22 protein-coding genes are annotated in these 23186 nt (G+C 60.0%); 12 read left to right on the top strand and 10 right to left on the bottom strand.

Annotated features, from left to right (window positions below; genetic code table 11):
- Nucleotides 1–941 precede the first annotated feature (941 nt).
- Nucleotides 942–1511 (bottom strand): TetR/AcrR family transcriptional regulator, encoded by a 570-nt coding sequence (locus ACS5Q1_RS28465; RefSeq protein ID WP_473101339.1) that lies wholly within the window; start codon nt 1509–1511, stop codon nt 942–944.
- A gap of 101 nt (nt 1512–1612) precedes the next feature.
- Between ACS5Q1_RS28465 and ACS5Q1_RS28460 the strand changes: the two genes are divergently transcribed.
- From ACS5Q1_RS28460 to ACS5Q1_RS28440, 5 genes are all read left to right on the top strand, one after another.
- Nucleotides 1613–2383 carry an SDR family oxidoreductase gene (locus ACS5Q1_RS28460; RefSeq protein WP_473101338.1) on the top strand — a complete coding sequence of 257 codons (771 nt, stop codon included), beginning with the start codon at nt 1613–1615 and terminating at the stop codon, nt 2381–2383.
- A 33-nt stretch (nt 2384–2416) separates the two neighbouring features.
- On the top strand, nt 2417–3418 hold the full coding sequence (locus ACS5Q1_RS28455) for an NADP-dependent oxidoreductase (RefSeq protein WP_473101337.1): 1002 nt from the start codon (nt 2417–2419) through the stop codon (nt 3416–3418).
- A 50-nt stretch (nt 3419–3468) separates the two neighbouring features.
- Complete coding sequence (locus ACS5Q1_RS28450) at nt 3469–4335, top strand: alpha/beta fold hydrolase (RefSeq protein ID WP_473101336.1); 867 nt, start codon at nt 3469–3471, stop codon at nt 4333–4335.
- A 461-nt stretch (nt 4336–4796) separates the two neighbouring features.
- Entirely contained in the window at nt 4797–5474 is a 678-nt protein-coding gene (locus ACS5Q1_RS28445; protein WP_473101335.1) for a class I SAM-dependent methyltransferase, read from the top strand.
- A gap of 422 nt (nt 5475–5896) precedes the next feature.
- Nucleotides 5897–6406, top strand: coding sequence for a GNAT family N-acetyltransferase (locus tag ACS5Q1_RS28440; RefSeq protein ID WP_473101334.1), 510 nt, complete (start codon nt 5897–5899; stop codon nt 6404–6406).
- Nucleotides 6407–6433: 27 nt separating this feature from the next.
- Here ACS5Q1_RS28440 and ACS5Q1_RS28435 read toward each other — a convergent pair whose 3' ends face one another.
- Nucleotides 6434–6913, bottom strand: coding sequence for a GNAT family N-acetyltransferase (locus ACS5Q1_RS28435; protein ID WP_473101333.1), 480 nt, complete (start codon nt 6911–6913; stop codon nt 6434–6436).
- A 36-nt stretch (nt 6914–6949) separates the two neighbouring features.
- The gene (locus ACS5Q1_RS28430; protein ID WP_473101332.1) at nt 6950–7294 is read right to left on the bottom strand and encodes a hypothetical protein; all 345 of its coding nucleotides are present in this window, start codon (nt 7292–7294) and stop codon (nt 6950–6952) included.
- Nucleotides 7295–7557: 263 nt separating this feature from the next.
- On the opposite strand from ACS5Q1_RS28430, the gene ACS5Q1_RS28425 reads away from it, so the two are divergent.
- Complete coding sequence (locus ACS5Q1_RS28425) at nt 7558–8106, top strand: hypothetical protein (RefSeq protein WP_473101331.1); 549 nt, start codon at nt 7558–7560, stop codon at nt 8104–8106.
- Between the two features lie 11 nt (nt 8107–8117).
- Complete coding sequence (locus ACS5Q1_RS28420) at nt 8118–8753, top strand: hypothetical protein (RefSeq protein ID WP_473101330.1); 636 nt, start codon at nt 8118–8120, stop codon at nt 8751–8753.
- 517 nt (nt 8754–9270) lie between these two features.
- On the opposite strand, the gene ACS5Q1_RS28415 is transcribed toward ACS5Q1_RS28420, so the two are convergent.
- From ACS5Q1_RS28415 to ACS5Q1_RS28390, 6 genes are all read right to left on the bottom strand, one after another.
- A complete protein-coding gene (locus ACS5Q1_RS28415) occupies nt 9271–10011 on the bottom strand; it encodes an alpha/beta fold hydrolase (RefSeq protein ID WP_473101329.1) in 741 nt (246 codons plus the stop codon).
- Nucleotides 10012–10155: 144 nt separating this feature from the next.
- Nucleotides 10156–10809, bottom strand: a complete 654-nt coding sequence (locus tag ACS5Q1_RS28410; protein WP_473101328.1) for a TetR/AcrR family transcriptional regulator — start codon at nt 10807–10809, stop codon at nt 10156–10158.
- A 68-nt stretch (nt 10810–10877) separates the two neighbouring features.
- Nucleotides 10878–11294, bottom strand: coding sequence for a hypothetical protein (locus ACS5Q1_RS28405; protein WP_473101327.1), 417 nt, complete (start codon nt 11292–11294; stop codon nt 10878–10880).
- A gap of 530 nt (nt 11295–11824) precedes the next feature.
- The gene (locus ACS5Q1_RS28400) at nt 11825–12667 is read right to left on the bottom strand and encodes an AraC family transcriptional regulator (RefSeq protein WP_473101326.1); all 843 of its coding nucleotides are present in this window, start codon (nt 12665–12667) and stop codon (nt 11825–11827) included.
- Between the two features lie 14 nt (nt 12668–12681).
- Entirely contained in the window at nt 12682–13620 is a 939-nt protein-coding gene (locus ACS5Q1_RS28395) for a transglutaminase-like domain-containing protein (RefSeq protein ID WP_473101325.1), read from the bottom strand.
- Nucleotides 13621–14002: 382 nt separating this feature from the next.
- On the bottom strand, nt 14003–14920 hold the full coding sequence (locus ACS5Q1_RS28390) for a LysR family transcriptional regulator (RefSeq protein WP_473101324.1): 918 nt from the start codon (nt 14918–14920) through the stop codon (nt 14003–14005).
- A 235-nt stretch (nt 14921–15155) separates the two neighbouring features.
- Between ACS5Q1_RS28390 and ACS5Q1_RS28385 the strand changes: the two genes are divergently transcribed.
- Nucleotides 15156–16103 carry a dihydrodipicolinate synthase family protein gene (locus ACS5Q1_RS28385; protein WP_473101323.1) on the top strand — a complete coding sequence of 316 codons (948 nt, stop codon included), beginning with the start codon at nt 15156–15158 and terminating at the stop codon, nt 16101–16103.
- Nucleotides 16104–16178: 75 nt separating this feature from the next.
- Nucleotides 16179–17234: a Bug family tripartite tricarboxylate transporter substrate binding protein gene (locus ACS5Q1_RS28380; protein ID WP_473101322.1), complete on the top strand. Its 1056-nt coding sequence runs from the start codon at nt 16179–16181 to the stop codon at nt 17232–17234.
- 356 nt (nt 17235–17590) lie between these two features.
- On the opposite strand, the gene ACS5Q1_RS28375 is transcribed toward ACS5Q1_RS28380, so the two are convergent.
- Nucleotides 17591–18784, bottom strand: coding sequence for a M14 family metallopeptidase (locus ACS5Q1_RS28375; protein WP_473101321.1), 1194 nt, complete (start codon nt 18782–18784; stop codon nt 17591–17593).
- Nucleotides 18785–19129: 345 nt separating this feature from the next.
- Here ACS5Q1_RS28375 and ACS5Q1_RS28370 point away from each other — a divergent pair, with 345 nt between their 5' ends.
- The 3 genes from ACS5Q1_RS28370 (at nt 19130) to ACS5Q1_RS28360 (ending at nt 22872) form a co-directional block, all read left to right on the top strand.
- Nucleotides 19130–19654, top strand: a complete 525-nt coding sequence (locus tag ACS5Q1_RS28370) for a tyrosine-type recombinase/integrase (RefSeq protein WP_473101320.1) — start codon at nt 19130–19132, stop codon at nt 19652–19654.
- Between the two features lie 320 nt (nt 19655–19974).
- Nucleotides 19975–21720 carry a HAMP domain-containing protein gene (locus tag ACS5Q1_RS28365; RefSeq protein WP_473101319.1) on the top strand — a complete coding sequence of 582 codons (1746 nt, stop codon included), beginning with the start codon at nt 19975–19977 and terminating at the stop codon, nt 21718–21720.
- Between the two features lie 171 nt (nt 21721–21891).
- A complete protein-coding gene (locus tag ACS5Q1_RS28360; RefSeq protein ID WP_203446207.1) occupies nt 21892–22872 on the top strand; it encodes an ABC transporter substrate-binding protein in 981 nt (326 codons plus the stop codon).
- Nucleotides 22873–23186 lie beyond the last annotated feature (314 nt).

Genomic DNA, 23186 nt, shown 5'->3' with positions numbered 1-23186 from the left:
CGTCAAGAACACGTTCGCGCAAATCGGGAGAATAGGGCTGGGGCATGGCTCGCCTCCCGGGCCATATCCCAATCAACGCACAGACCACCCGAAGGGATTCAAGCCCAGATCAAAAGCGCTTTAGGCGCTAAACATTGGATAAGGGCTGCCCCGGACGGCTCTCCTTCTCAGTACAGACTTCCTCACCCGACACGGCTAAAGATGAAGGATCAGAAGCTTCCAGAACCTTGGTCCTGGTGGGCAGAGATCGCTCAACCGGCGGACGCCAGTAACCTTTCACATCGTCGGTGAGCGCTCTGGGACTAAAATCCAGCTTGCTGTTTGAAGCTTCGAAGGGCTGCGTCCGGGTCAACTCCAGAAGAAAACAGGGCTGTTCTCAACGTCCGCTCTACCCTCCCAACCAGACGAACAAATCCCCACTTTTAAGGGTGAGGCAGACCAATGGGTCTCTTCAGGAAAAGTCTGAGGCAAATTCGAAAAATAATTGCATTCGTAACAAGCGCTTAGCGGAAGCCGTGAGGCATCCTTTGGTACCCTCTACAGCAGATGTGGACGCTCGCATAGGATAGCCATAATTCGGGAAAGTGCTTCCTCAATGCGCGCATCGGTCCGCCTCACCCTCTGAAACGTGAGACGAAGTTCTGCTGCAATCGGAGCGAAAGTTCGGGAACTGACTGAAACAAGAGGCCGCCCATCCGGGCGGCCTTTTCTTTTGTCGTAATGGAGCTTTGACCGTTCGCAGCCCCATTACAGACGCTCAGCGTACTTCTGGAACGTGTCGATACTGTTCAAAAACTCCCTGGAGTTAGTTCCTCGATCTATTACTAGCGTCAATGCGCCAGATCAGGCCCAGCATCCTGTATGCTAACCAAGCAAAAATGGCAGTGTCGGACTTTCTCAACAGCATCGATCCATTGCGGAACTTCGGCAAGACGTTCTGATCAGTCAGTCCGAATAAGCGCTCGCGCAGCATCCCGACCGGCGGCAAGAATGCGATCCGACAATTCGGTTCCTTCGACGGCCCGGGCGAGCTGAAGCGAGCCGATCAAGGTCGCATAGATGCCCATTGCAGCCGCTTCGGGATCCGGTGTGTTCGCTGGCAAAGCCGCGGCGAACTCGCGCGCGATGGCTTCAAAGCGCTCGGCATAAACCGCGCGGGCTTCGAGCGGCTGGCGAGCAAGCTCGGGCAAGAGCGCGGCGAGCGTGCAGCCGCTTGCGGGGTTATCGCGATGCTCCGGCGAGAGATAGAAGGCGATCGCCGCCTCGAGCCCGCCGTCGGCGATCATCTCGCGCATCTGCTCGGCCTGCCCGTCCATGGTTGCGGCCACGGTTTCGCGCACAAGGTCTGCCTTCGACTGAAAGTGCGGGTAAAACGCACCGTTGGTCATCCCGGCGTCGCTCATGACGCCGGCCAGCCCGGTTGCGGCGATGCCATCGCCGCGAAAGCGTTCTGACGCGGCCTCAATAATCCTTTGGCGCGAAACGTCCTTGCGCCCCTTCTCATATCGCATTGGCGGCTCCTGCGAATTTTCCCGTTGTATTACGATCATAATACCACTAAGTGATCATAATTCAATACCCGCCATCGGCGCGATTCACAAGGAAGATTGTCATGAGACTCACTGGCCGCACCATCCTCATCACCGGCGGGTCCGCCGGCATCGGCCTGGCATTTGCGCTCAAATTCCTCGAACTCGGCAACGAGGTGATCGTCACCGGCCGCCGCCAGGCCGTGCTCGATGCGGTGAAAGCGCAGCACCCGAAGCTGCATACGATCCAGAGCGACGTGGCCGACCCGGCGCAGATCGCGGCGCTAGCCGCACGCGTGCAGGCGGACTTTCCCAAGCTCGACGTGCTGATGAACAATGCGGGTATCGGCGTGCCGAAGAACCTCAGGTCATCGGTCGCAGACCTTGCCGGCCTGATGCAAGAGATGGACGTCAATGTCGGCGGCGTGATCCGCATGACTTCCGCGCTGATCGACACGCTTACGGCCAATCGCGGCACGGTGATCAACGTCTCTTCCCTGCTTACCTTCGCGCCAGTTCCGGCCATGCCGATCTACAGCGCAACCAAGGCGGCCGTGCATTCCTACACCCAGTCGCTTCGCTTCCAGCTGGAGGATTCGGGCGTCGAGGTCATCGAACTGATGCCGCCGGCGGTGCAGACCGACATGACGAGCGAGTTCGGTGAAGCCAGGATCAGCACGATTACGAGCGACGAGCTGGTGAAACAGACGTTCGCGGCTCTCGCGGCGGGAAAGCGCGAAATTCGGCCGGGGCAGACCAATCAGGTCGCCTTCATGCGCCGCCTGGCTCCCGATTTGATCAACCGTCAGCTCTGGAATGCGTCGAAGGCGCTCGTGCCGGCTGCGGCTGCGTAGGGCGACCGCAAGCCTCATCGGTGAGATAAGGTCATGAAAGCATTCATCCTCGACCGCTACGGAAGCAACGACGGACTTCGGCTTGCCGAAGTGCCGGCGCCTGAGCTGCGACCCAACGATGTTCTGGTCGAGGTCCACGCTGCCGGCGTGAATCCGCTCGATTCCAAGATTCGGGACGGAGAGTTCAAGCTCATCCTGCCCTATCGCTTGCCGCTCATCCTGGGAAACGACGTCGCCGGTGTTGTCGTCGCGGTTGGTCCGAATGTGCGAGCGTTCAAGCCCGGCGACGAAGTCTACGCGCGACCGGACAAGGACAGAATCGGGACATTCGCGGAGCTCATTGCGCTCGACGAAGCCGACGTGACGCTGAAGCCGAAGAACCTCACGATGGAGGAAGCGGCGTCGGTCCCTCTGGTCGGACTGACCGCCTGGCAGGCGCTCGTTGAAAGAGCCGAGGTGAAGAAGGGGCAAAAGGTCCTTATCCACGCCGGCTCCAGCGGCGTGGGAACAATGGCAATCCAGCTGACGAAGCACCTCGGCGCGGAGGTGGCCACGACCACGAGCGCGACGAATATCGATCTTGTGAAGCGGCTGGGGGCGGATACCGTCGTCGACTACAAGAAGGATCGTTTCGACGACGTCCTCCACGGTTACGACGTTGTGCTGAACAGCCTGGGCAACGATACGCTCGAGAAATCCCTCCGCGTCCTGGCTCCAGGCGGCAAGTTGATCTCGATCTCCGGTCCACCCGATGCCGAGTTCGCGAAGGCCAACGGATCGAGCTGGTTGCTGCAACTGGCCATGCGCTTCCTGAGTGCGCGAATCCGCCGAAAGGCGAGGCGCCACGGGGTCACCTATTCCTTCCTCTTCATGCGGGCGAGCGGTGAGCAGTTGAGCAAGATCACCGCGCTCATCGAGGCAGGAACCATTCGCCCGGTCATCGACCGCGTCTTCCCGTTCGACGCGACGAACGAGGCTCTGGCCTACATCGAAACGGGACGCTCGAAAGGCAAAGTCGTCGTCAAGCTGAAATGAGGATGGTCGCCGGGGTGACCGTCTCAAGCGCGATGCGCGAGGAGATCGACATGAGCACAGGCCAACAGCCACAAACCGCGCCGCCCCGCACTTGGAAATATGTGCCGACCAGGACAGTCAATGTCGGCGGGACGAAGTTCGCCTATCGCGAGCTCGGACCGGAGACCGGCGTGCCGGTGATCTTCCTCAACCACCTGGCCGCGGAACTGGATCGGTGGGATCCGCGCGTGGTCGACGGCATCGCTGCCAAGCGCCGGGTAATCGTCTTCGATAATCGCGGCATTGGCGCGTCAGAAGGGTCGACGCCCGATTCGGTCGAAGCGATGGCGGACGACGCAATCGCCTTCATTCGCGCGCTCGGCTTCGAACAGGTCGACCTGCTCGGCTTCTCGCTTGGCGGTTTCATCTCGCAGGTGATCGCGCTGGAAGAGCCGCGCCTGGTTCGCAGGATCATCCTCGCGGGCACCGGGCCCGCCGGCGGCGTCGGCATCGACAAGGTGACGCGCGTGACGATCTGCGACATGATCAAAGCCGCCCTGACGTTCAGGCACCCCGAATATTATCTCTTCTTCACCAGCACCGCCAAGGGCCGCAGGGCTGCGCGTGATTTCCTGCAACGGCTCAAGGAGCGCACGGCCAATCGCGACAAAGGGGTCTCGATCCGGGCTTTCATCACTCAGTTGAAAGCCATTCACGCGTGGGGCCGTCAGGCACCTGCCGACCTGTCACGCATCAAACATCCGGTCTTGGTGGCGAACGGGGACCAAGACAAAATGGTACCGAGCAGCAACTCGATCGATATGGCGCGCCGCATTCCGAATGCTGAACTCGTCCTCTATGAAGATGCCGGACATGGAGGCATCTTCCAGTATCACGAGCAATTCGTGTCGAAGGCTCTCGCGTTCTTCGAGAGGTAGTGTCCGCTTCTTCCACAGCGACAGCTCAATCATTGTGGAGTTGATCGAGTCCGAGACAGTAGCGCCCCCAATCGCGCGTCAGATCACGGCGCTTTGCCAGAAAGTCGGTTCGCCGATACGCAGCCTCAACTTTATTAGGAATCGCATGTGCCAAGGCAGCTTCCGCTACCTCCAGCTTCCCCCTTCGATGGGTCCCTCGGTCCTTCCCCACGGGTAGCAGTTCGGGCCTGGGGTGGGGTCAGTGCATGCGGTAGCGGTGAGTGCTTGGGAAAAGTCCACGAGCACCACGGCCAGAAAGGCTAGCAGCAGCCCCTGGATCACAAGCTCTATTTTGGTTGGAGTCCTGATTGGCATCGCCCTGCCATATCATTCAGCTCACCGCTCCATAAAAGGGGTTCTGCGAAATCGTGCTCTGACTTCGTTGTCTTGACACTTGACCTCACAGGCAGCAGAAGCGCGTCATGACGGCACCATCCTTTGATGCACATTCCGCCAGTTCTTACTCTGAAGGCCCGCCTCGACAGGTTCCAGGCTACTCCAGCCTTCACCGTATGGTAGCGCTGTTACTCGCAGAGCGCACCCCTCCGAATGGTCGGGTGCTAGTCTTAGGAGCAGGTGGAGGACAAGAACTCAAGGCGCTCGCGGAAGCGCATTCAGGATGGTCATTCGATGGCGTCGATCCATCTCCCGATATGATTCGGCTAGCCGAACAGGTGGTGGAGCCGCATACCGCACGCATACAGTTGCATGAGGGCTATATTACTGACGCCCCGGAAGGTCCTTTCGATGCTGCTACATCGATACTAACCTTCCATTTTATCCCTCACGACCAACGGCTCGAAACCCTAAAACAAGTTCGGCATCGATTGAAGATCGGCGCGCCCTTGATCCTAGTCCATCTCAGTTTCCCGCAGACTGAGCCTGAGCGGTCGCTATGGATCGCCCGCCATGTCGCCTTTGGCCTATCGAATGGAACTGATCCCGCCCATGCTGAGCGTGCCCGTCAAGCAATAAGCAGCAGGCTGACCATCCTGTCACCAGAGGAAGAGGTGACAATGCTGGGCCAAGCAGGATTTTCGAACGTCAGCTTGTTCTATGCTGGTTTAAGCATCAAAGGCTGGGTAGCCTACGTCGAGTAGTCCTAATGCCATAAACAGCCTTCCGCGAAATTTTGCAGACCCCGTACTTTCGGAGGTGAGGCAGACTAATGAGGTGTTCCAGCAAGAAGCTGAGGCAAACTCGAAAATAAAGCTCAATTTTTGCAGCGACTTGGCGGAAGCCGTGAGGCATCCTTTGGCGGCGTCTACACCTGATGTGTGGACGCTCGCATAGGATAGCCACAATTCGGCAAAATGCTTCCTCAAAGCGCGCATCAGCCCGCCTCACCCCTGAGGCGGGCTTTTTGCTATAGAGCTGGTACGGTTGTGCCGCGCTTGGCGGATCCCTCAAGCGGCCGGGTTCCAGGAGTCCGGCTCTGCGAGAAAGCCTGGGCCACGCCGGCGTTCTCGTTGCGGCAACAGCATCAGGTGGGTATCCCTATCCCAGTCAGTGAGGGAATCTGATGATCCGAGTAGCCACGACCACCGATGCGGGCAATATTGCGGCTTTATCGATCCAAGTTTGGCTGCATACCTACGCCAAAAGCGGGCTGCGCAGCGCGCTCTCTGACTACGTACTGGCCGAGTATACGCCAGAGAGGATGGCAGCGCGTCTGAAAAATCGAGATCAGGTTTTCATTGTCTATGAGCAGGATGCACATCTCGTCGGATACCTGAGATTGCTCCTGGACTCACCCTGCCCAACCGACCCGGGCACCCCTGTCGAGATTGCTACGCTTTATGTCCAGGAGCACTTCATTGGACGCGGGATCGGGAGCGAACTGCTGCACCACACCTTAGATTTCTGCGCCAAGCGCGGGGTTAGCCGCATTTGGCTCTCGGTCAATCACGAGAATGCTCGCGCCATACGCTTCTATGAGAAGCACCAGTTCCGGAGGAATGGCTCAATTTACTTCCACCTTGAGAACGAGCAGCATGAGAACTTCGTTCTCTACCTGCCGATACGGGCGTGAAGCCACGTCCGCCAGTTTTGCTCGGAACTAACTGCGCGAGAGCGTCAACACAGTCAGGCCGCTCCTCCCAACGTCCTCTTCGAGGCGTTGCCATCCCAAGCGTTCATAGAAGGCGCGCTTTTCCGGTAAGGCGCAGAGATAAACAAGATCGGTGCCACTCTTAAAAGCCCCTTGCGCCGCCTTCCTGACCAGGGCTGCCCCAACCCCTCTCTGTCGATGCTCCGGATCGACCCAGACGGCAGCCACCCACGGCGTGTACTCAGGCCGCTCATCGAGATCCGAGAGGATCACAGACGCCGTTCCCAAGAATAGGCCATCCTCATGTGCCACCACGGCAAAAGGCACTGCTGTACCGTCCAGACTCTCTGCCACTCGGCCTTTGATATAATCGAGCGGATAACCCTTCTCCTGCCACCACGCCCGCCAAACGCGATCAGCGACGGCTTCGGTAAACTCAGGGCGCTCACGAAGGTCGGAGACAACAAAAGATCCTTCTGGTGAACTCATCCGACTGCACCTCATGTTCATACCAGGAAATCGCAATCAGCGGCCGATCCGGGAGCACTTTTCTTCTCCAAACCTGTGCCCGAAGGTCGTGAAGCGCACCGCTGTCACTTCACGACCATCGAACACCACGAGCATGTTCTGGTCATCGATGGTTCTCAGATTGTCGAATTGGTCAGTCTGGATCCCTTCGCGGCTCAGGTAGCGGCGCACATTGCCCATCTCGTCCAGGACGCACATAAACGCGCCTGTTGAGGCATCAACGCGTTCCCGAATAACGGAGAGGACCATGCTGCTGGGGGTCCGGATGAAGATGACACCTCCGATAAAACCAGCAAGGGCGCAGCCCAAGCCCAAGAGGGTCACCTTCAGTCCCCGCCACATGTCTGAACTCTCTTCTGCAACGCGCTCGATCCAGCTTAAACTTAGCAATATTATCGCACAAGGGTGTGATCACGAGCACCTGAACATCTAACAGCGACTGAAGATCTTGCTCTGCTTGAAGAGTATGGCCGACCGCCTGAACCAGGCGAATACCGACGCTCTGAGGCTCACTCGCCTTTGGCGTGGCTCAGCCAGTACTTGACAAGTATCCTATGCTGATGAGGGTTGTTCCTCGTTAATCGGAACAAATCGAGTAGCCAAAAATGCTGTTCCTTCACGCCCCAGCTGAAATCCGACAGCAACTCCTCTTCAATTTCGCCTGTGGGCTCATCGGCCTCCTTGTCCTCTGGATCCTGGAGTACTCATGGGTTGGGAGGATCGGGTTTGGCGAGGGCATGAATTCGATAGCTTCGCTCGATGGCTACAGGCAGTTCTACGCGGCGGGCCCTGGAAGATGGGATGTTGGCCTCACGGTCAATTTCAGCGGGCCAATTCTGTTTCTGGTGATCGCCTTCATACAATATTCCGGCACGAAAAGCCTGGTAAGAGGTAAGCTGACCAAGGCAGACGCTGACGACATCGTTCGTAGAATTAGCGGCCCTAAGATCATCATCTTAGGGTTTCTATATCTGCTCTGCATGCTTGCTCTGATCTTACTGATTTTCGGAGTTCAAGCTTTCGGACCCCTCAATTCGTTCTTCACGCTTAAAGTGCTACTGACCCTTGCTATGTTTGGCTCACTAGTCGGTGCAACGGATCTAGGTCTGATCGCCGGGCTGCGGGGTGCGAATCGCTCTCTCATCCCCGGTTAGGTGCAATCGAGATGGAAGACCTGTTTTCTGTGAAGTTGACTGAGGCCGAAACAGCACGAGCAAAAGCGATCAGCAAAAGGGTAGCAGCGATTTCCCTTTTCATGATCTTGGCATGGCCCATCTCCCTGATCGTATCCCTCGTATTGAGAGGAAAGGTAAGCAGCTTCAATACGACTGTTGATTCTTACCTGATGCCTGCGCTCCATGACGTTAGTCCAGGCTTATGGCGGTTCATCAATTATGGATTTACCACAAGTATGCGCTACAGCGCCGAATACCTGCTGGTCGGGTGGGTGACATCGGTCGTACTCGGCATCATCGCAGCCGTTATCGCCATTTTTGCGGTCCGCCAGATGGACCTGAACTACTTCATTTTCAACGCGCAGGAGACAAACAATCCCACCAAGGGACTGGGGTATGATTTCCTGCTGCTACTCGGCGGCCTAATCTTCGCAGCACTCCTCTTATTCATCGTGCACGAAGTAGACTTCGTCTCTCTCTACGAGCGAAAAGCCCGCAGATGGGCAGGCATATATTTCGTTGTTCCCATTCTTTATCCAGTGGTTGTGCTATTTTTGCTCGTGTCAGCAATGCGAGCTAAGAAGATCTACATCCTGGTGAGGCGACGATTAGCGGGGAGCACGTAGCACCTTCTCCTTAGAGACGAGGTTCACTAAGGGTCACTGTCGAGGGTGAGGCAGACCGATGGGTCCTTTCAAAAAAAATCTGAGGCAAACTCGAAAAATAAGTGCATACGCGACAAGCAGTTAGCGGGAGCCGTGAGGCATCCTTTGGCGGCGTCTACATTTGGAGCTGTTGTGGACGCTCGCATAGGATAGCCATAATTCGGGAAAGTGCTTACTCATTGCGCGCGTCGGTCCGCCTCACCCTCTGAAACGTGAGACCAGGTTCTGCTGAAATCGCAGCGGAAGCTCGGGAACTCACTGAAACGAGAGGCCGCCCAACCGGGCGGCCTTTTCTTGTGTCGATCAATGTAGCTTTGTCCGTTCTCAACCCCATTGCGGACACTCGGCGTACTTCCGTCTCGTGCCAGAAAGAGGCATTTCGAGTTCTTCCCGAGCAGAGTTCTTCCCGAGCAGATGAGATAGCACGGTTGGCGGCATGGAGCGGGAGCACTGCCTGGCGGGCTGATCGGGCGATGCCTCATTCGGTCAGGTTTGAGAGCACCGTTCGGGCAAACGCTTCCGGGGCTTCGAGCATCATGAGGTGGCCTGTGTCAGGAATGTCGGTGTTGCTGGTAGCCCTTTGAACAACCCAGTCCGGTACGCTCCAGCCCCGCCGCGCGCGGGCGCCGGCAATCAAGTGAACGGGCAGCCCCGCCGCCAGCAGCTTACGCACGCCGTCGAGAAAGGCCGGTGCGCCTGTCGCGGCGACAACGGCGCGGGCCTGTGTGCGGAGAGTCGAGACAGGCTGATGGTTGAGCCAGGCCGCCGCCGTCGCAATTGCCCAGGGCGTTGGCGCCACACCCGCTCGGGCAATCCAAGCCGTGACATCGGCGCGGAAGCCGCCAACCTCCGCCTCGATTTCGGAGAGTGCCTGGGTCGAGATCTTGTGAGACCAGAAGGCATCGCGGAGGGTAAAATTCCCTTCCACGCTTGTGAGCGAATGGACCAGCTCCGGGTGACGGCGAGCGAACAGCACCGCCACGGCGCCGCCGACCGAGTGGCCGACCACGTGCACCGGCTCGTCCACGCGCTCGCGCAGCCAGGCCGCCACGTGATCGGCTTGATCGTCCAGCGTCCAGGTCGCCGGAGCATTCTTGCGGTGAGCGCCATAGCCGAGGAGGTCTGGCGCGAACACGCGTGCGTCGCCGAAGGCGGCAAGGATCGTCGGATCGCTCAGTGAGCCGAGTAGACCGTGAAGCAGCAGGACAGGTGCTTTCATTCGTTCTCCAGTTCAAAGCCGCCCATCTCGGCGGCGAGTTCATGCATCTCCTGGACGTGCGTCCGGTCGTGTCGGTGAATCTCTTCTACGAGTTTGCACTGGCAGAGAGTGTGTCTCAGGAGTGCATCTTCGAGCTTCCTGAGATCACGCTTTTGATGGGAGGATCATCTGACTCATAAAAAGACGAAGTGCCCTCCGCACAGCGACAGGAGGCGGTTCGGACGGATGCCACTCCGGAAAATGACCATCAATAGCCATGCGTGCTAAGCCATAGACATAGGCACGGGCGGCCAGAATGAGATGATCCAGATCAACATCCGTGGCAAGCTGACCCTGTCGCTGGGCTTGGGTCAATAGGTCAACCATCGTCGCACGAATGGCCTTGTTCTGGTCACGAAGACTGGAAGATGCTTCGAAATCAATCAAGGTGCGGGAGCTGATGATCTGGAAATGCGTGGGGTTCGTCATCGCCCATTCGAGATAGCCCTGTCCGATCGCTTCGAAGGCGGCTGCGGGATCTGCGCTACCGACATTTGACACAGTCTTGGTGACGGCTTCTGCCAGCCGATCCATGGCCTGTTCGGCAACGGCCGTCAGGAGCGCTGTTTTCGATCGAAAGTGCCGGAACGGCGCCCCGGGCGAAACGCCCGCGCGCTTTGCCACCTCGCGCACAGACAGTTGCTCCACCCCGCGTTCCTCGATGAGTTCAACGGTTGCTGCGATGAGCGCTTCGACCAGGTTGCCATGGTGATAGGGCTTCTGCTGGTCGCCTGCGTTGGTGATTGGTGTCTTGGCCATCCCTGAGCGATACCACGGCTTAATGTAATCAACGATTATTTTATTGACCAGCCCTCCTCGGCATGTAATCAGTGATTACACCACAGATGGAGGTTCACATGTTTCGTCCTGCCTTGATGACAAGTCTCGCTCTCTTGGCTTTGCCGACCAAGCTGGCTTACGCTGAAGACCGACCGACCTTGGAGATCGCCTGGCCGCAGCCCGGCTCCGTTGTCGAGCTTGGAAATGATCGTGAAAAGGCGGTAGGGGTTGTGGTGAGGAGCAACTTCAGATTGCTTCCCGCAGGTCAATGCGGCGAGAACCGCCAGTGCGGCCATGTGCACATGAAGATCGATCCAGACGCAGACACGTGCAACATCCCAGGTAAGCCATACAACAGCATGAACAGTGACTTTGGTGGCGACCTCATCAAGGCTCGCTTTGGCCATTGTCCGAAGGCCGTCGGCCAGCACGTGATCGGTGTCCTCCTTGCCGATGATCGCCACAAGCCCATTCTTGTGGGCGGCAAGCCGGTTACCGCCTTGGTGACCGTCACGACGAGGTAGGGCCAATCTGATGTCACGTGGAAAAGGGCGACATGGTCCCGGCTCGTAGTCCAAGGACCTGCATGACGAAATCGAGTTTGTCCCAAACACTCCGATACGGTCGAGTCCAGCAGTGAAGTTAGCCTTGAACCACAACTCAAAGCGTCCCCACAGATGCTTTGAGGGTAACTCAATCAACTCAGGGGATTTCTGACAGCGCCAGTATGTTCACTGAACGGGACACTATGGCCTTCCGCGTCGGCCAACCACAAGATGGTCCACATTGGGTCAACCATTCACCTTCCGGACTCTCAACGAACGTCGGCTCCTAAGCGCCAAAGCGGACCAAGCTCTTTGGTCCTGGGTGTGCCAATAGGGATCATTAGGAGTGCGCGCGCCGAACAATCCAACTCAGCTCAACCCGAATGACACATTGCCGTTCGTTGGAAGTGGATCGCCTAATCTGCCATATGGGCGGGGCAAATGAAGCCTTACTCGACGGGTACCCAAATCTCCAAGCCGCCTGCGCCGGTCCATGGATTGAACCTCCCGTCATACCTTTCGAGCAGGTCAGGCATGTCTCCGGCCGTCAGCCCGGCAGCGGGCAGCGCCTGTGCGAACACGGCATGGATCGTGCTGGCAATGGTGGTGACGTGGCCCTCGTGCGGAAACACAGCCCAGCGCTGAGCTGGAAGCCGCATCCCGGTGAAGCTGCTGTCGAGATCGGCAAGGTCCGAGACCTCGACGCCCGCAAGGTAGAAGTAGGTGCCGCCGGCCGTACCTGCGACCAGACCGTAGGTTGTTTGGCCCTTTTGCCCCGGGATTTCGCCAAGATAGGGCTGAAGGTCCTGCCAGAGCGCGGGGATGCCGGCAAAATCGTCGGCAGCGAAGCCGCGCCCGATACCGGCGATGAGCAATGGTCCCGGCGAGACAAGACGCGGCGGCGGCAGATGCACGGGAACCACCGGATCCTCCCGCAGCGGCTCCACCAGCGCAAGGCCCGCCACATGGCCCCGCGCCCGGAGTTCGGCCGGGCTGAGGCCGAACTGGTCCCGGAAGGCGCGGGAAAAGGCTTCGTGCGAGCCGTAGCCGGCCTGGAATGCGACGGCCAAGATGTCGGGAGCGCCGTCGGCCAGGGTGCGGGCCGCCTCCGTCAGGCGTCGCCCGCGCACATAGGCCGTCACCGTGGTACCCGTGGCGCAGGAAAAAAGGCGCGAAACCTGGAAGCGCGAGAGGCCGCAGACCCGCGCCAGATCATCGAGCGTGATGGCGTGCAAAAAGTGGCTCTCGATGAACCAGATTGCTTTCTCGACCGGCGTTTGCATGCCCGACATGACCCGCGGCCACCTCAGCCCTCGAACACCTTCTCCTCCCGGCGGCGCAATGCATTGAAGACGGTCTCAGGCATGCGCAGCCGCGGATCCTCCGCAAAGCGTCGTCTCACCGCATCGAAATTCCCATCCGGGTCAGCCGTCAGCAAGGCGACCTCATCGAAGAACTCGAGTTCCTCGTCGGAAAGTGTGGCATCGGGCGCTGGCTGTGCGCCCCATACGTCCCAGGGCAGGGTTTCGCAGCCGTTGAGGGTGGCGAGATCACGGATCAGGCTGCCGGCAATGAACCAGAGGCCGCGCAGGTGCGAGAACTCGATGCCGAACAGGTCCGGATCCAGTTCACCGCTGCGGCATCGGCGCCAGGCGTCGGGCGCCGTCAGGAACTGGTCGCGCGGCACGTCATGGATATCGTGGCCGATCGCAAGATTGCGGACGAAGACATCATCGAACTGGCTATCCAGCAACGCCCAGCGACCGTCCTCCGCCCTCCAGTATTCGCAGACCCAATGATCCTCGAACTTCCCCGGATTAAAGTAAGCGCCAAAGCCACCCCTGCCCCGAGCGGGCACCCCGTGATGGCGAAAGATCGCGAGGGACAGCAGCATGAAATGGCGACAGATGCCAACGAGGCGCTTCTCAGGCGGTCGGCTGACATCGAGCGGGCGGTCGTCGAGCGCCAGCAACACATCGAGGATCTTCTCCATGGGCCGGATATGGCTCTCGGCCCGGCGCGCCTCGGGCAGCGCATAGTCGTAGAAGGGTTCTGCGACGTGTTCATAGATCAACAAGCCTTGCACCGTGCGGGCGATACCAGCCGGATCAGACGGGAGCGCATCAAACAGGGCGGCATGGCGCCCGGGCGTGCTGAAGGGCGAGTGGTCGGCATAAGTGTCGAGCACAGCCTGGGATACCCTCACATGATGCTTGAGACGCGCAGGAAGGACAGTAGCGTTCATGTCAGCCTCCAAAGGTTCAACTGCCTGTTCGCCCCTTCTTGCCTCGAGATTTGGTAGTTCGCTTGATCCTGTTTGCAGGGGCGGAGCTTTGCCGTCATCCGCCTCGAATGAACAGCCATCGCTAACAGGCAGATATGCCTGTCTATCCCGCAGGAACGGGCATCGGCTTCTGGGTTGGAGATCTTGCAACATCCCCAGCGAACGTCAGTAACGGGCCAGACATTCACATTCCAACCGCTCAACGAACGTCAGCTTTCTGAAGCGGACCAGACCCTTTGGTCCGGGGAATGCTGGTTCCTGACCTTCCCTCAGGTCAAAATCAAGATTGGCTCCAGCATCGGCAGCCTGGGAGACTGCAACCTGTATCCCAATTCCAAGAGGCTCAAATTCCTTCCGGAGCTGGTACAGCCGCGCCGGACTTCGCAATCTCCCGGATGACCTGCATCACGGTCCGGCATGCGAGTGTCAGCTCGCCATGGCGCGACATCGCCAGGGCAATGTGGCGGGGAATGACAGGGTCAATCAGCTTCGACGCTTGCAGGCGGTAATCCCTTGCGGCACCCGCGATCGCGTAAGGTCCGAGCAACGCGTATACACCGCCATCGGCGACGATATGCGCCTGCAATCTCAAAGAATCCGCTTCCAAGGCAACATTGAGTGTGATGCCGCGCTCGGCCGCGAGCTGCTCGAGGTGATCGCGCCAGGAGCTCGGGCGGCAGAACAGCACCAGCGGCAGGTTATGCAGGGCCGAGAACGGGACCGTCGGCTTGGCGGTCAGCGGGTCACCGACCGCGCTCATGACATAGGTCGGGGCCTCGACGAGGTAGGTATCGCCATCCTTGGGCGACGCGCTGGTGCGGTACAGGATCGCGAGATCGACACTGCCATCCTCAAGCCAGGTCTCGAGCTGCGCGCCCTGGCCCTCTCGCACCGCGAGCTGAACCAGGGGGTACTGCTCCGCCAGGCGCCTGTACAGCGTCGTGACCAGCGGGTGCGCGGTCGAGGGCAGGCTGCCGATCCGGACTTTGCCGATCGGTGTGCCGGCCGCGGTGCGGACATCATTGGCGAGTTGTTCAGTGCTCGCCAACCAAGCGCGCACCTTGGGAGCAATGCGCTGCCCCAGTTCGGTCAGCACGACGCCCCGCCCCGTGCGCTGGAACAGGCGCCCGCCGCATTCCTGCTCCAGCTCGCCGATGCGGCGGCTGATATGCGGCTGGCTCGTGCCATAGGCCAAGGCCACCTTGCTCAGACTGCCGAGCTCGGCAGCATCGAGGAACAGCTTCCAAGCCGCGTAATCCACGGGATCACCTCAAGATATACCTCAATCAGTATATCTGAAATGTCTGCCCTGTGCATTCCGATATGGTGCATTCCTCGCTATTGTTCCTCCCATGTGCTGACCGGCCCGATCGAGGAAGCCGCCGAAGAGCCGCTTCCAGAACACCGAGACAGCCTGAGTGCTGCGTGCAAGCAAGCGTCGCCGCGACGAGCGCGCCGACCCCAACCACCGACGATACAACTTGGAGGAAACCAACATGCCATCCCTCGATCTCAGAGGTCTCGTTCCCGCTCCCGTGACCCCCTTCACCCGCGATGGCGAGGTCGATCACGCCGCGATCCAGCGCCTCGGCGCCTGGCTCGGCAGCCATGACGGTGTCAAAGGCCTGGTCGTTCTCGGCCATGCCGGCGAAGGCACCTTCCTCACGCCGAACGAGCAGACCGCCGTCATCGAAAGCTTCATCAAGTCGACCGACGGCAGGGTTCCGGTCATCGCCGGCATCACCCTAGAGGGCACCAAGGTGGCCGCGTTGGAAGCCAAGCGGGCTGTTGCAGCCGGGGCGGCGGCCGGTCTGGTGTATCCGTCCCACGGCTGGCTGCGCTTTGGCTACCAGAAGGGCGCACCGCAGGACCGCTACCGTGCGATCCACGAGGAAAGCGGCCTGCCGCTAATCCTGTTCCAATACCCGGACGTGACCAAGGCCACCTACAACCTCGAGACCCAGCTTGAGATCGCGGCCCAGCCAGGCGTCTTCGCCATGAAGAACGGCGTGCGCAACATGCGCCGCTGGGATACCGAGATCCCGGTGATCCGCCGCGAGCGTCCCGATCTCCAGATCCTGACCTGTCACGACGAGTATCTGCTGCACACGATGTTCGACGTCGACGGAGCCCTGGTGGGCTACGGTGGTCTGGCACCCGAGCCGCTGATCGAGTTCATCGCCGCCGGCAAGGCCAAGGACTACGCCAGGGCCCGTGCCATCCATGACCGGCTGCTGCCGGTGACCCGCACGGTTTATCACCGTGGGTCGCACATGGAAGGAACAGTCGCGCTCAAGCATGGCCTCGTCGCTCGGGGTATCCTCGACCACGCAACGGTGCGCTCGCCGCTTCTGCCGCTCGAGCCAGGTGCGGACGTCGAGATCGCCGATGCGCTGCGCTCGGCTGGTCTCGTCAAGCAACCAACGGCCGTGGCAGCGGAGTAAACAGGTCGAGACGCAGACTAATGACAAAACGGCGGAGCGGATTCACGCTCCGCCATCAACCAGGAGGGAACGCCAATGACCCCACGAAATGCCGCAGGTAGCATCTCATACGCCAGCATCGCCGAGCCGTTCGCCCGCGCGCGGGCGATGGCGGGAAGACGCCCATTCCTGAAGGCCCTCGTGACCGGCCTCGCCGCGATCGCGTGGGTGCATGGTGTGTCCGCCCAGCCGGCCAAGTATCCGGCCCACCCGATCAAGATCATCGTGCCCTTCGCGGCCGGTGGCGGTGTCGATGCCTTCGCCCGCCTGCTCGGCAAGCAGATCGAGGAGAAGCGCGGCGCCACCGTCGTGATCGAGAACCGGCCTGGCGCCAACGGGACCCTCGGTGCGAATGGCGTCCTCCAGTCCCAGCCGGATGGCTACACGCTGCTGTTCTCGGCGGCGACCCACGTGATGGCGCGCCAGGTCATGAGCAAGGTCGCCTTCGATCCGGTCACCGACTTCACCCCGATCGCGCGGGTCGGCGAGGCGCCGATGCTGGTGGTCATGTCGCCGAAGAATCCGCAGAAGACGATCGCCGAGGTCGTCGAGGATGCCAAGAAGAATCCGAGCCAGTGGGAGTTCGGGGTTTCGGCCATCGGCTCCCCCGGGCACATCGCGACGATCGCCTTCAACCATCTGGCCGGGGCGAAGGTCACGATCGTGCCATACAAGGGCACGGCACCCGCGCTGACCGATGTCATGGGCGGTCACGTCCAGCTCATGATCGATCCCGTCATTGCGCTGCTGCCGATGGCCCGGGATGGACAGGTCAAGGCGCTCGCGACGACGACCGCGAAGCGCAGCCAGCTCACTCCGGAGATTCCGACGGCGGCGGAAAGCGGCATGCCGGGGCTGGAGTTCAGCTCGTGGTACGGGCTCTGGGGGCCGAAGAATATGCCGGCCGAGACGGTGGCGTGGCTCAACACGGCGATGGCGGACGCGACCCGTGACCTGGCAGCCGCCGGACGGCTGGCGGCCCTCGGGATCGAGCCGATCTACGAGAGCCCGGATGAGTTCGGCAGCTTCATCAAGCGGGAGGTCTCGCGTAATGCCGAGCTGCTGAAGGCTGCCGAGTTCAAGCCGATGTAGCTGCGATCCAAGCCGCATTCGGAGATGTGGCTTGGCTCATCGGGAAGCAAACAAGGCGGTGACAATATCGAGGAATTGCCGCCTTGATTGCCTCCCGGCTGAGGTACGAGGCAACTATTCAATCTTGCTATACGGGGAAGGTCCGGAAGGGGTCACACAGCGACGATCCCCAGCTTTCAGGAACGTCCGCTGTTCCTGCCCTAAGCCGACTTTCGGCTTACTTCCGAGAAGTGCCATTTTCAGACGTTCCGTGCTGTGGAATCAAGCCGCAGTGCGAGGCAAAAAAGACCTCCTCACCCGTCGCGACAGAGGTAAGGAGGTCTCTCGAAAAAAGATGGTTGGCTCGCGCGTGTGAACTATTCGGGATAAACCTCGATGTCCTCCGGCGTCGCCTTGTTGAAAAGGATGAATACCAAGGGGTTGCCGGGCTCGGACATTGCATCGCTGCGCCGGCCCGTTATCTCTCCGGCTACGCCGCTTGTATACTCCGCAACCACCTCGCCGAAGCTATTGCGCTGGATGGCAACCTTCTGTCCGACTTCGACCTTGTCGTTGAGTTTGACCAGATGCTCAACGAGCCCGCCCGCGGTGGCCAGGATCGGGAACGCGCTGTTGCCGACAAAGACAGTCACGTCCTTGCCCGTACGTCCCATTGGCCCGGCAATCATGCCGTGATGCTTGAGGACGTTCATTGTGCCTTCCACGAACAGGGAAACCATCTCGCGGTCCAGGACGCGCGCAGCGCCGATTTCCGGTGTGAAGGACGGGATGCCCACGTCCATAAACGCGTTGTGCAGGACACCGGGATATACATGATTGTCGAAGATCTGGCCGACGGGATAGAGCTCCACCATCGCCTTGACCTCGGGCACATCCATACCGCCAACATTGAATCCGGTGACTTCGAATCCGGTTGTCCCGGTGTGGAAGTCGATCGCGAAGTCGGCGTTCGGCCGCAGCAGCCGGTTGAACAGAAGCCCGGCATGTCGGCTGGGCGCGGTAGCGCCGTTCTCGTTCCCGGGCCACTCCCGATTCATATCGATCAGATTGATGCCTCTGCCCTGGTTGGGCCATCTGCGCTGCATGCTTTCCAGGGCTGGGCGGGACACGTCCGTGACCGCCATCACCGTGCCCGACATCTGCGCCGGGTCGAGTTGGTTCATCACGGTCTGGACCGTATGCACAGAACTCATCTCGTCGCCATGCACGCCACTGGTCAGGACGCCGCGCTTGCCCGGCTTTGCTCCCTTCGCGACCGTCACAGACACATACCAGTGCTGACCGGTAGGCATCTCAACACCCTGGAAATACAAGAGGTGCTTCTGCCCCGGTTCCAGGTCGTTGACGTCGAGCGCACTGACGACTTTCTTCCCGTCGATCACGTCGCCGGTGTAGGCCGTTCCCTGGGGCATTGCCGGAACCGTGCTTGCAGGCGAGGGCGTCGTGCCCTGGGCGTTTGCCGCGCCCGCCTCGGCTGCGAGGGCAGCCGAGGCAATGGCTGCGATCATGAAGTCCCGCCGATCAACGCCGTGACCTGGATTGTCCGACATAGTGAGGGTCCTTCATGATGCCGAGGCGGCAAAGTCGAACGGACACGCGCTCATCCTATCACGATGATGAGTTTTGCGGGATTATTATCGGCTGACCCCGGTTGCCTCTCCTGCTTAACAATGTAACCGGGTTCGCAGAACGGGATGTTATGGATCGTAGAGTCGAATGGCAGAACTGATCCGGGAATGTCCGAAATGGGTCCGAGCAGGAGATTGGCGCAAGGTGCAATACGTCTGGCTCGCCCGGGTAAGCTGACGAAGGCTTTGGGACATTCTCAGCCTGGGTTTCCTGTCGGCACAAGCGGCCAAGGTTCATTGCGGGGGCTTCGTTTCAGGAGCACTGCAATGCAAGAAGGGATCGCTGACCATCCTCTCCGCATCACGACACCTTGGAACCAGGGCAAGCTGATTGGACCCAAACCGCCTCTCAAAGCGAAGGAGATCTGGTCCATTCGGGTCAGACTCCAGGTTGCGCAACGTGTTCGGGATCTGGCTCTGTTTAACCTCGCGCTCGACAGCAAGCTGCGCGCCTGTGACCTCATCGCGCTCCGAGTGGATGATGTGGCGCTCAATGGGCGGGTGCGATCCCGCGCCACCGTGATCCAGCGGAAGACAGGGAGACCCGCTCAGTATGAGATCACGGAGCAGACCCGCGAGGCTGTAGGGCGCTGGCTCAAGAAGAAGGACCTGCATAAGGGCGAGCCGCTGTTTCCAAGCCGGATCAATCGGCAGAGATCCATGACTACGCGCCAGTACGCTCGCCTGCTCGGATCCTGGCTTCGTGCGATTGGGCTGGATCCCTTGGCCTACGGCACACACTCACTGCGGCGGACCAAAGCCTCGATGATCTACCGAAGGACAGTCATGTAAGTTGTCTGGTCGGATTGGGGCCAGAGCAGAAAGAGAATAGCCAGGAGATTCAGGAACGTGACCCCAGGGTGGCGCCTAGTTTAGTGATCGGAAGGCGGAATATGCTCTTCGGATTAAGGTGCCGAGGGCAAAGAATAGTTGCATTCTATAGTGGCAAATTACTGGCATGTTGCCGCCCTTGGCTTCATAATCGCTGGAATACGACAGCTGCGGGTCTAGGGATCTTGATGATCTATTCGCCTTCCGGTTCGACGCACCATGCGATCCCTGCGTTGCCGCCCCAGCGGGTCTTCGGCGAACCCGGCTGAGGCGCATAGATCATGGCCAGGCAGCATCTGCGATTCCGTGGCCTCTTTCAGAAATACTTCCTCGTGCTGTTTCTGGCCGTGGTCATCCCACTCGCAACCAATGGCGTTAGTGAGGCGTGGTTTGGCTATCGCGATCAACGGACGAGGCTCGAGCAGCTTCTGGGTGTCGAGGCGAGGTCAGCGGGAACCAAGATCCAGGGCTTCCTCGACGGCATCACCAATCAGCTGGGCTGGTTGGTTCAACTCCCCTGGACCGGAGAACCGGACGAGAGGCGGCGCATAGATGCCTTGCGTCTGCTGCGACAGGTGCCGGCCATCGTCAGCCTCACCCTGATCGACGGCAATGGTCGCGAACGTCTGTATGTCTCGCGCATAGGCTTGAACCGGAACGAGAGCCGGGTGGACAGCTCCGCCGACGTGGCGGTTGCAGGAGCCCGCTCGGCCGGGCTCTGGTATGGCAAGGTGAGCTACTATCGAGACTCCGAGCCCTACATGACGATCGCGATGTCCGGTAACCGGCCGTCCGTCGGCATGGTTGTCGCCGAGGTGAACCTGAAGCTGATCTGGGACGTGATCGCGGCCATCAGGATCGGACAGACGGGCCACGCCTTCGTGCTTGATGAGCCGGGGCGGCTCGTGGCCCATCCAGACATCAGCCTTGTGCTGCGGGGTGCCGATGAGACCACGCTCGCTCCCTTTCGGGAGATCCGGGAGGCAGTGAGGCGCGCCGGTGCGGATGTGGCAACGAGTCGGAACGCAGCGGGCATAGCCGTTGCGGCGGCCGCCACACCCGTAACGGGCCCCGATTGGACCGTTGTGGTCGAGCAGCCTCTCACCGAAGCCTTCAGGCCGATTTATGCGGCTCTGTGGAGAACGAGCGGGCTTCTTCTCGCCGGTGCCGCCTTCGCAGGCCTGCTGGCCTATGTTCTCGCCAGCCGGATGACCAAGCCGGTCCACTTGCTCGAGGAAGGCACCGAACGCATCGGTGCCGGACAGTTCGACCACCGGATTGAAATCAACACAGGAGACGAACTTCAGCGGCTGGCCGAAAGCTTCAACGCAATGGCGGCCGGACTCGCAGTGTCGCAGGAACGCCAGGAGCGAATTGCCAAACTCAAGCGGTTTCTGGCGCCCCAGGTGGCGGAGCTGGTTGACCGCACGGGCGACGACGACGTGCTCGAAGGCCGCCGCACCGAGGTGGTGACTGTCTTCTGCGATTTGAGGGGCTTTACGGCTTTCTCGGCAAGAGCGGCTCCCGACGAAGTGATGAGCGTCCTGTCGGAGTACTACCATGCTTTGGGCCAGATAATTACCAAGTATGCGGCCACTCTCACGAGCTTTTCGGGCGATGGGCTGATGTTGCTGATCAACGCCCCTGTTTCCGTCGCCGAGCCGGCACTGCAGGCTGTCGATCTGGCGGTGGAGATGCAGGTGAGCGTGCAGAAACTCATCGTCGACTGGCAGGAGCGAGGCTACCGGATCGGGTTCGGGATGGGACTTGCCATGGGACCGGCCACGGTCGGGCGGATCGGCTACGAGAGCCGGTTCGACTACACCGCCATCGGCAGCGTCGTAAACCTCGCCGCCCGCTTGTGCGCGTCGGCCTCGGATCGCGAGATCCTTGCAGACGCGACGGTTGCGGAAGCGGTTAAGGACAAGCGCACCGTGCACCCGATCGGCATGCGTCTGATCAAGGGCTACGACGAAGAGTTCCTAGTGTACCGCGTAGCCTTCGCTAAGCGGCCTGAAGCTTCTTGATCGCCCCTCCTCTAGGGTCGCTCAAACTGGTTTCGTGAAACGGTTATTGCGGCTATGATGGCAGCAAGTCGTCGGATGCTCCTGAAAACTGCAAGATGACCGGATGACAGTGGCTGGAATGAAATCCCATCTCGCGTATGTCCCTCGCATTCACGCCCAGATGCTGATGCGATGAGACGGCGGGACGTGCTCGCATGGCTGGGCAGTGCGGCGGCATGGACACTCCCGGTGCGCGCGCAAACTCCGGCAATGCCCGTCATAGGTTATCTCGCGCCGGAATCGCCCGGACCGTTCGACAGTCGCCTCAAGGCGTTCCGGGAAGGCCTTGCCGATGCCGGCTATGTCGAGGGCCGCAATGTAGCGATTGAATACCGATGGGCAGAAGGCCGGTACGACCGGTTACCCGCGCTGGCAGCTGATCTCGCCAGCCGACAGGTCACTGTCCTCGTCGCGTCCGGCGGCGCACCTGCCGCGCTCGCTGCGAAAGCGGCGACGAAGACGATCACCATTGTCTTCGAGATGGGGGGCGACCCCGTCGCGCTCGGCGTGGTCGACAGCCTGTCGCGGCCGCGAGGCAATCTCACCGGCGTTTCGAGTTTGAGCGTGGAAGTCTCACGCAAGCGGCTGGAATTCATGCATGAGCTGCGTCCGGCTGCTTCGTCCTTCGCCGTTGCTGTCAACCCGACCAGCCCAACCTCGGGCTCACAGGTGCGGAACCTCCAGACGGCCGCCGAGGCTCTCGGGGTTCGGCTCCATGTCATGAATGCCAGCACCGAAGGTGAGTTTGAAGCGATGTTCTTGGCCGCCACCCAAGAGCAGGCAGGAGGGCTCGTCTTCACCTCGGATCCTTACTTCGCTTTCCGCAGTACGCAGCTTGCCGATTTGTGCTTTCGCTATTCCATGCCCGCGGTCACGCAGTCCCGCGACTTTCCCACGGCAGGTGGCCTGATGAGTTATGGCGGCGACTTCGCGCAATCGCATCGCCGTGCCGGCAGCTACGCCGGGCAGGTCCTGAACGGCGGGAAGCCTTCCAATCTGCCGGTGCAACTCGTCACGAAAGTCGAGTTGGCCATCAATCTAAAAACGGCAAAGGCCCTCAGCATCGCCATCCCGCCCTCACTGATCAGCGGTGCCGATACGGTCATCGAGTGATGTCCTTATTCGAGTTCCGACTTACGCTTTGGGAGTGACCTGGCGCGTTGCGATGCGATCTCAGGGGCCGCGTCTGCGAAGTCGCGGTATCTTTACCAAAAACGTCTAAAGCGGGTCATGTACTGATGATCCCTGTCTTCCAGGAACGTCTGCTGTTCCTTGCCAGGGCAGACATTCAGCTTACTTCCGTCTCGTGCCGATTTTGTTGAAAAACTGCCGGGCACTGCTGCGTCGGTCTATTACTGGGGTCAGTGTACCAGACCAGGCTCAGCATCCTGTATGCCAGCCGCACGAAAAACGGCTCTTGCGGACTT

It is taken from the genome of Microvirga sp. GN3, from assembly GCF_055792825.1.
This window is presented reverse-complemented; position numbering and strand designations above follow the sequence as displayed.

Excerpts from the sequence above, each read along its gene's own strand:
- ACS5Q1_RS28380 (WP_473101322.1), top strand. The coding sequence starts at position 16,179 with ATGACCCCACGAAATGCCGCAGGTAGCATCTCATACGCCAGCATCGCC.
- ACS5Q1_RS28365 (WP_473101319.1), top strand. The coding sequence starts at position 19,975 with ATGGCCAGGCAGCATCTGCGATTCCGTGGCCTCTTTCAGAAATACTTC.
- ACS5Q1_RS28455 (WP_473101337.1), top strand. The coding sequence starts at position 2,417 with ATGAAAGCATTCATCCTCGACCGCTACGGAAGCAACGACGGACTTCGG.
- ACS5Q1_RS28360 (WP_203446207.1), top strand. The coding sequence starts at position 21,892 with ATGAGACGGCGGGACGTGCTCGCATGGCTGGGCAGTGCGGCGGCATGG.
- ACS5Q1_RS28430 (WP_473101332.1), bottom strand. The coding sequence starts at position 7,294 with ATGTGGCGGGGACTGAAGGTGACCCTCTTGGGCTTGGGCTGCGCCCTT.
- ACS5Q1_RS28370 (WP_473101320.1), top strand. The coding sequence starts at position 19,130 with ATGCAAGAAGGGATCGCTGACCATCCTCTCCGCATCACGACACCTTGG.
- ACS5Q1_RS28415 (WP_473101329.1), bottom strand. The coding sequence starts at position 10,011 with ATGAAAGCACCTGTCCTGCTGCTTCACGGTCTACTCGGCTCACTGAGC.
- ACS5Q1_RS28410 (WP_473101328.1), bottom strand. The coding sequence starts at position 10,809 with ATGGCCAAGACACCAATCACCAACGCAGGCGACCAGCAGAAGCCCTAT.
- ACS5Q1_RS28400 (WP_473101326.1), bottom strand. The coding sequence starts at position 12,667 with ATGTCGGGCATGCAAACGCCGGTCGAGAAAGCAATCTGGTTCATCGAG.
- ACS5Q1_RS28450 (WP_473101336.1), top strand. The coding sequence starts at position 3,469 with ATGAGCACAGGCCAACAGCCACAAACCGCGCCGCCCCGCACTTGGAAA.
- ACS5Q1_RS28465 (WP_473101339.1), bottom strand. The coding sequence starts at position 1,511 with ATGCGATATGAGAAGGGGCGCAAGGACGTTTCGCGCCAAAGGATTATT.
- ACS5Q1_RS28375 (WP_473101321.1), bottom strand. The coding sequence starts at position 18,784 with ATGTCGGACAATCCAGGTCACGGCGTTGATCGGCGGGACTTCATGATC.
- ACS5Q1_RS28420 (WP_473101330.1), top strand. The coding sequence starts at position 8,118 with ATGGAAGACCTGTTTTCTGTGAAGTTGACTGAGGCCGAAACAGCACGA.
- ACS5Q1_RS28445 (WP_473101335.1), top strand. The coding sequence starts at position 4,797 with ATGACGGCACCATCCTTTGATGCACATTCCGCCAGTTCTTACTCTGAA.
- ACS5Q1_RS28385 (WP_473101323.1), top strand. The coding sequence starts at position 15,156 with ATGCCATCCCTCGATCTCAGAGGTCTCGTTCCCGCTCCCGTGACCCCC.
- ACS5Q1_RS28460 (WP_473101338.1), top strand. The coding sequence starts at position 1,613 with ATGAGACTCACTGGCCGCACCATCCTCATCACCGGCGGGTCCGCCGGC.
- ACS5Q1_RS28395 (WP_473101325.1), bottom strand. The coding sequence starts at position 13,620 with ATGAACGCTACTGTCCTTCCTGCGCGTCTCAAGCATCATGTGAGGGTA.
- ACS5Q1_RS28435 (WP_473101333.1), bottom strand. The coding sequence starts at position 6,913 with ATGAGTTCACCAGAAGGATCTTTTGTTGTCTCCGACCTTCGTGAGCGC.
- ACS5Q1_RS28440 (WP_473101334.1), top strand. The coding sequence starts at position 5,897 with ATGATCCGAGTAGCCACGACCACCGATGCGGGCAATATTGCGGCTTTA.
- ACS5Q1_RS28425 (WP_473101331.1), top strand. The coding sequence starts at position 7,558 with ATGCTGTTCCTTCACGCCCCAGCTGAAATCCGACAGCAACTCCTCTTC.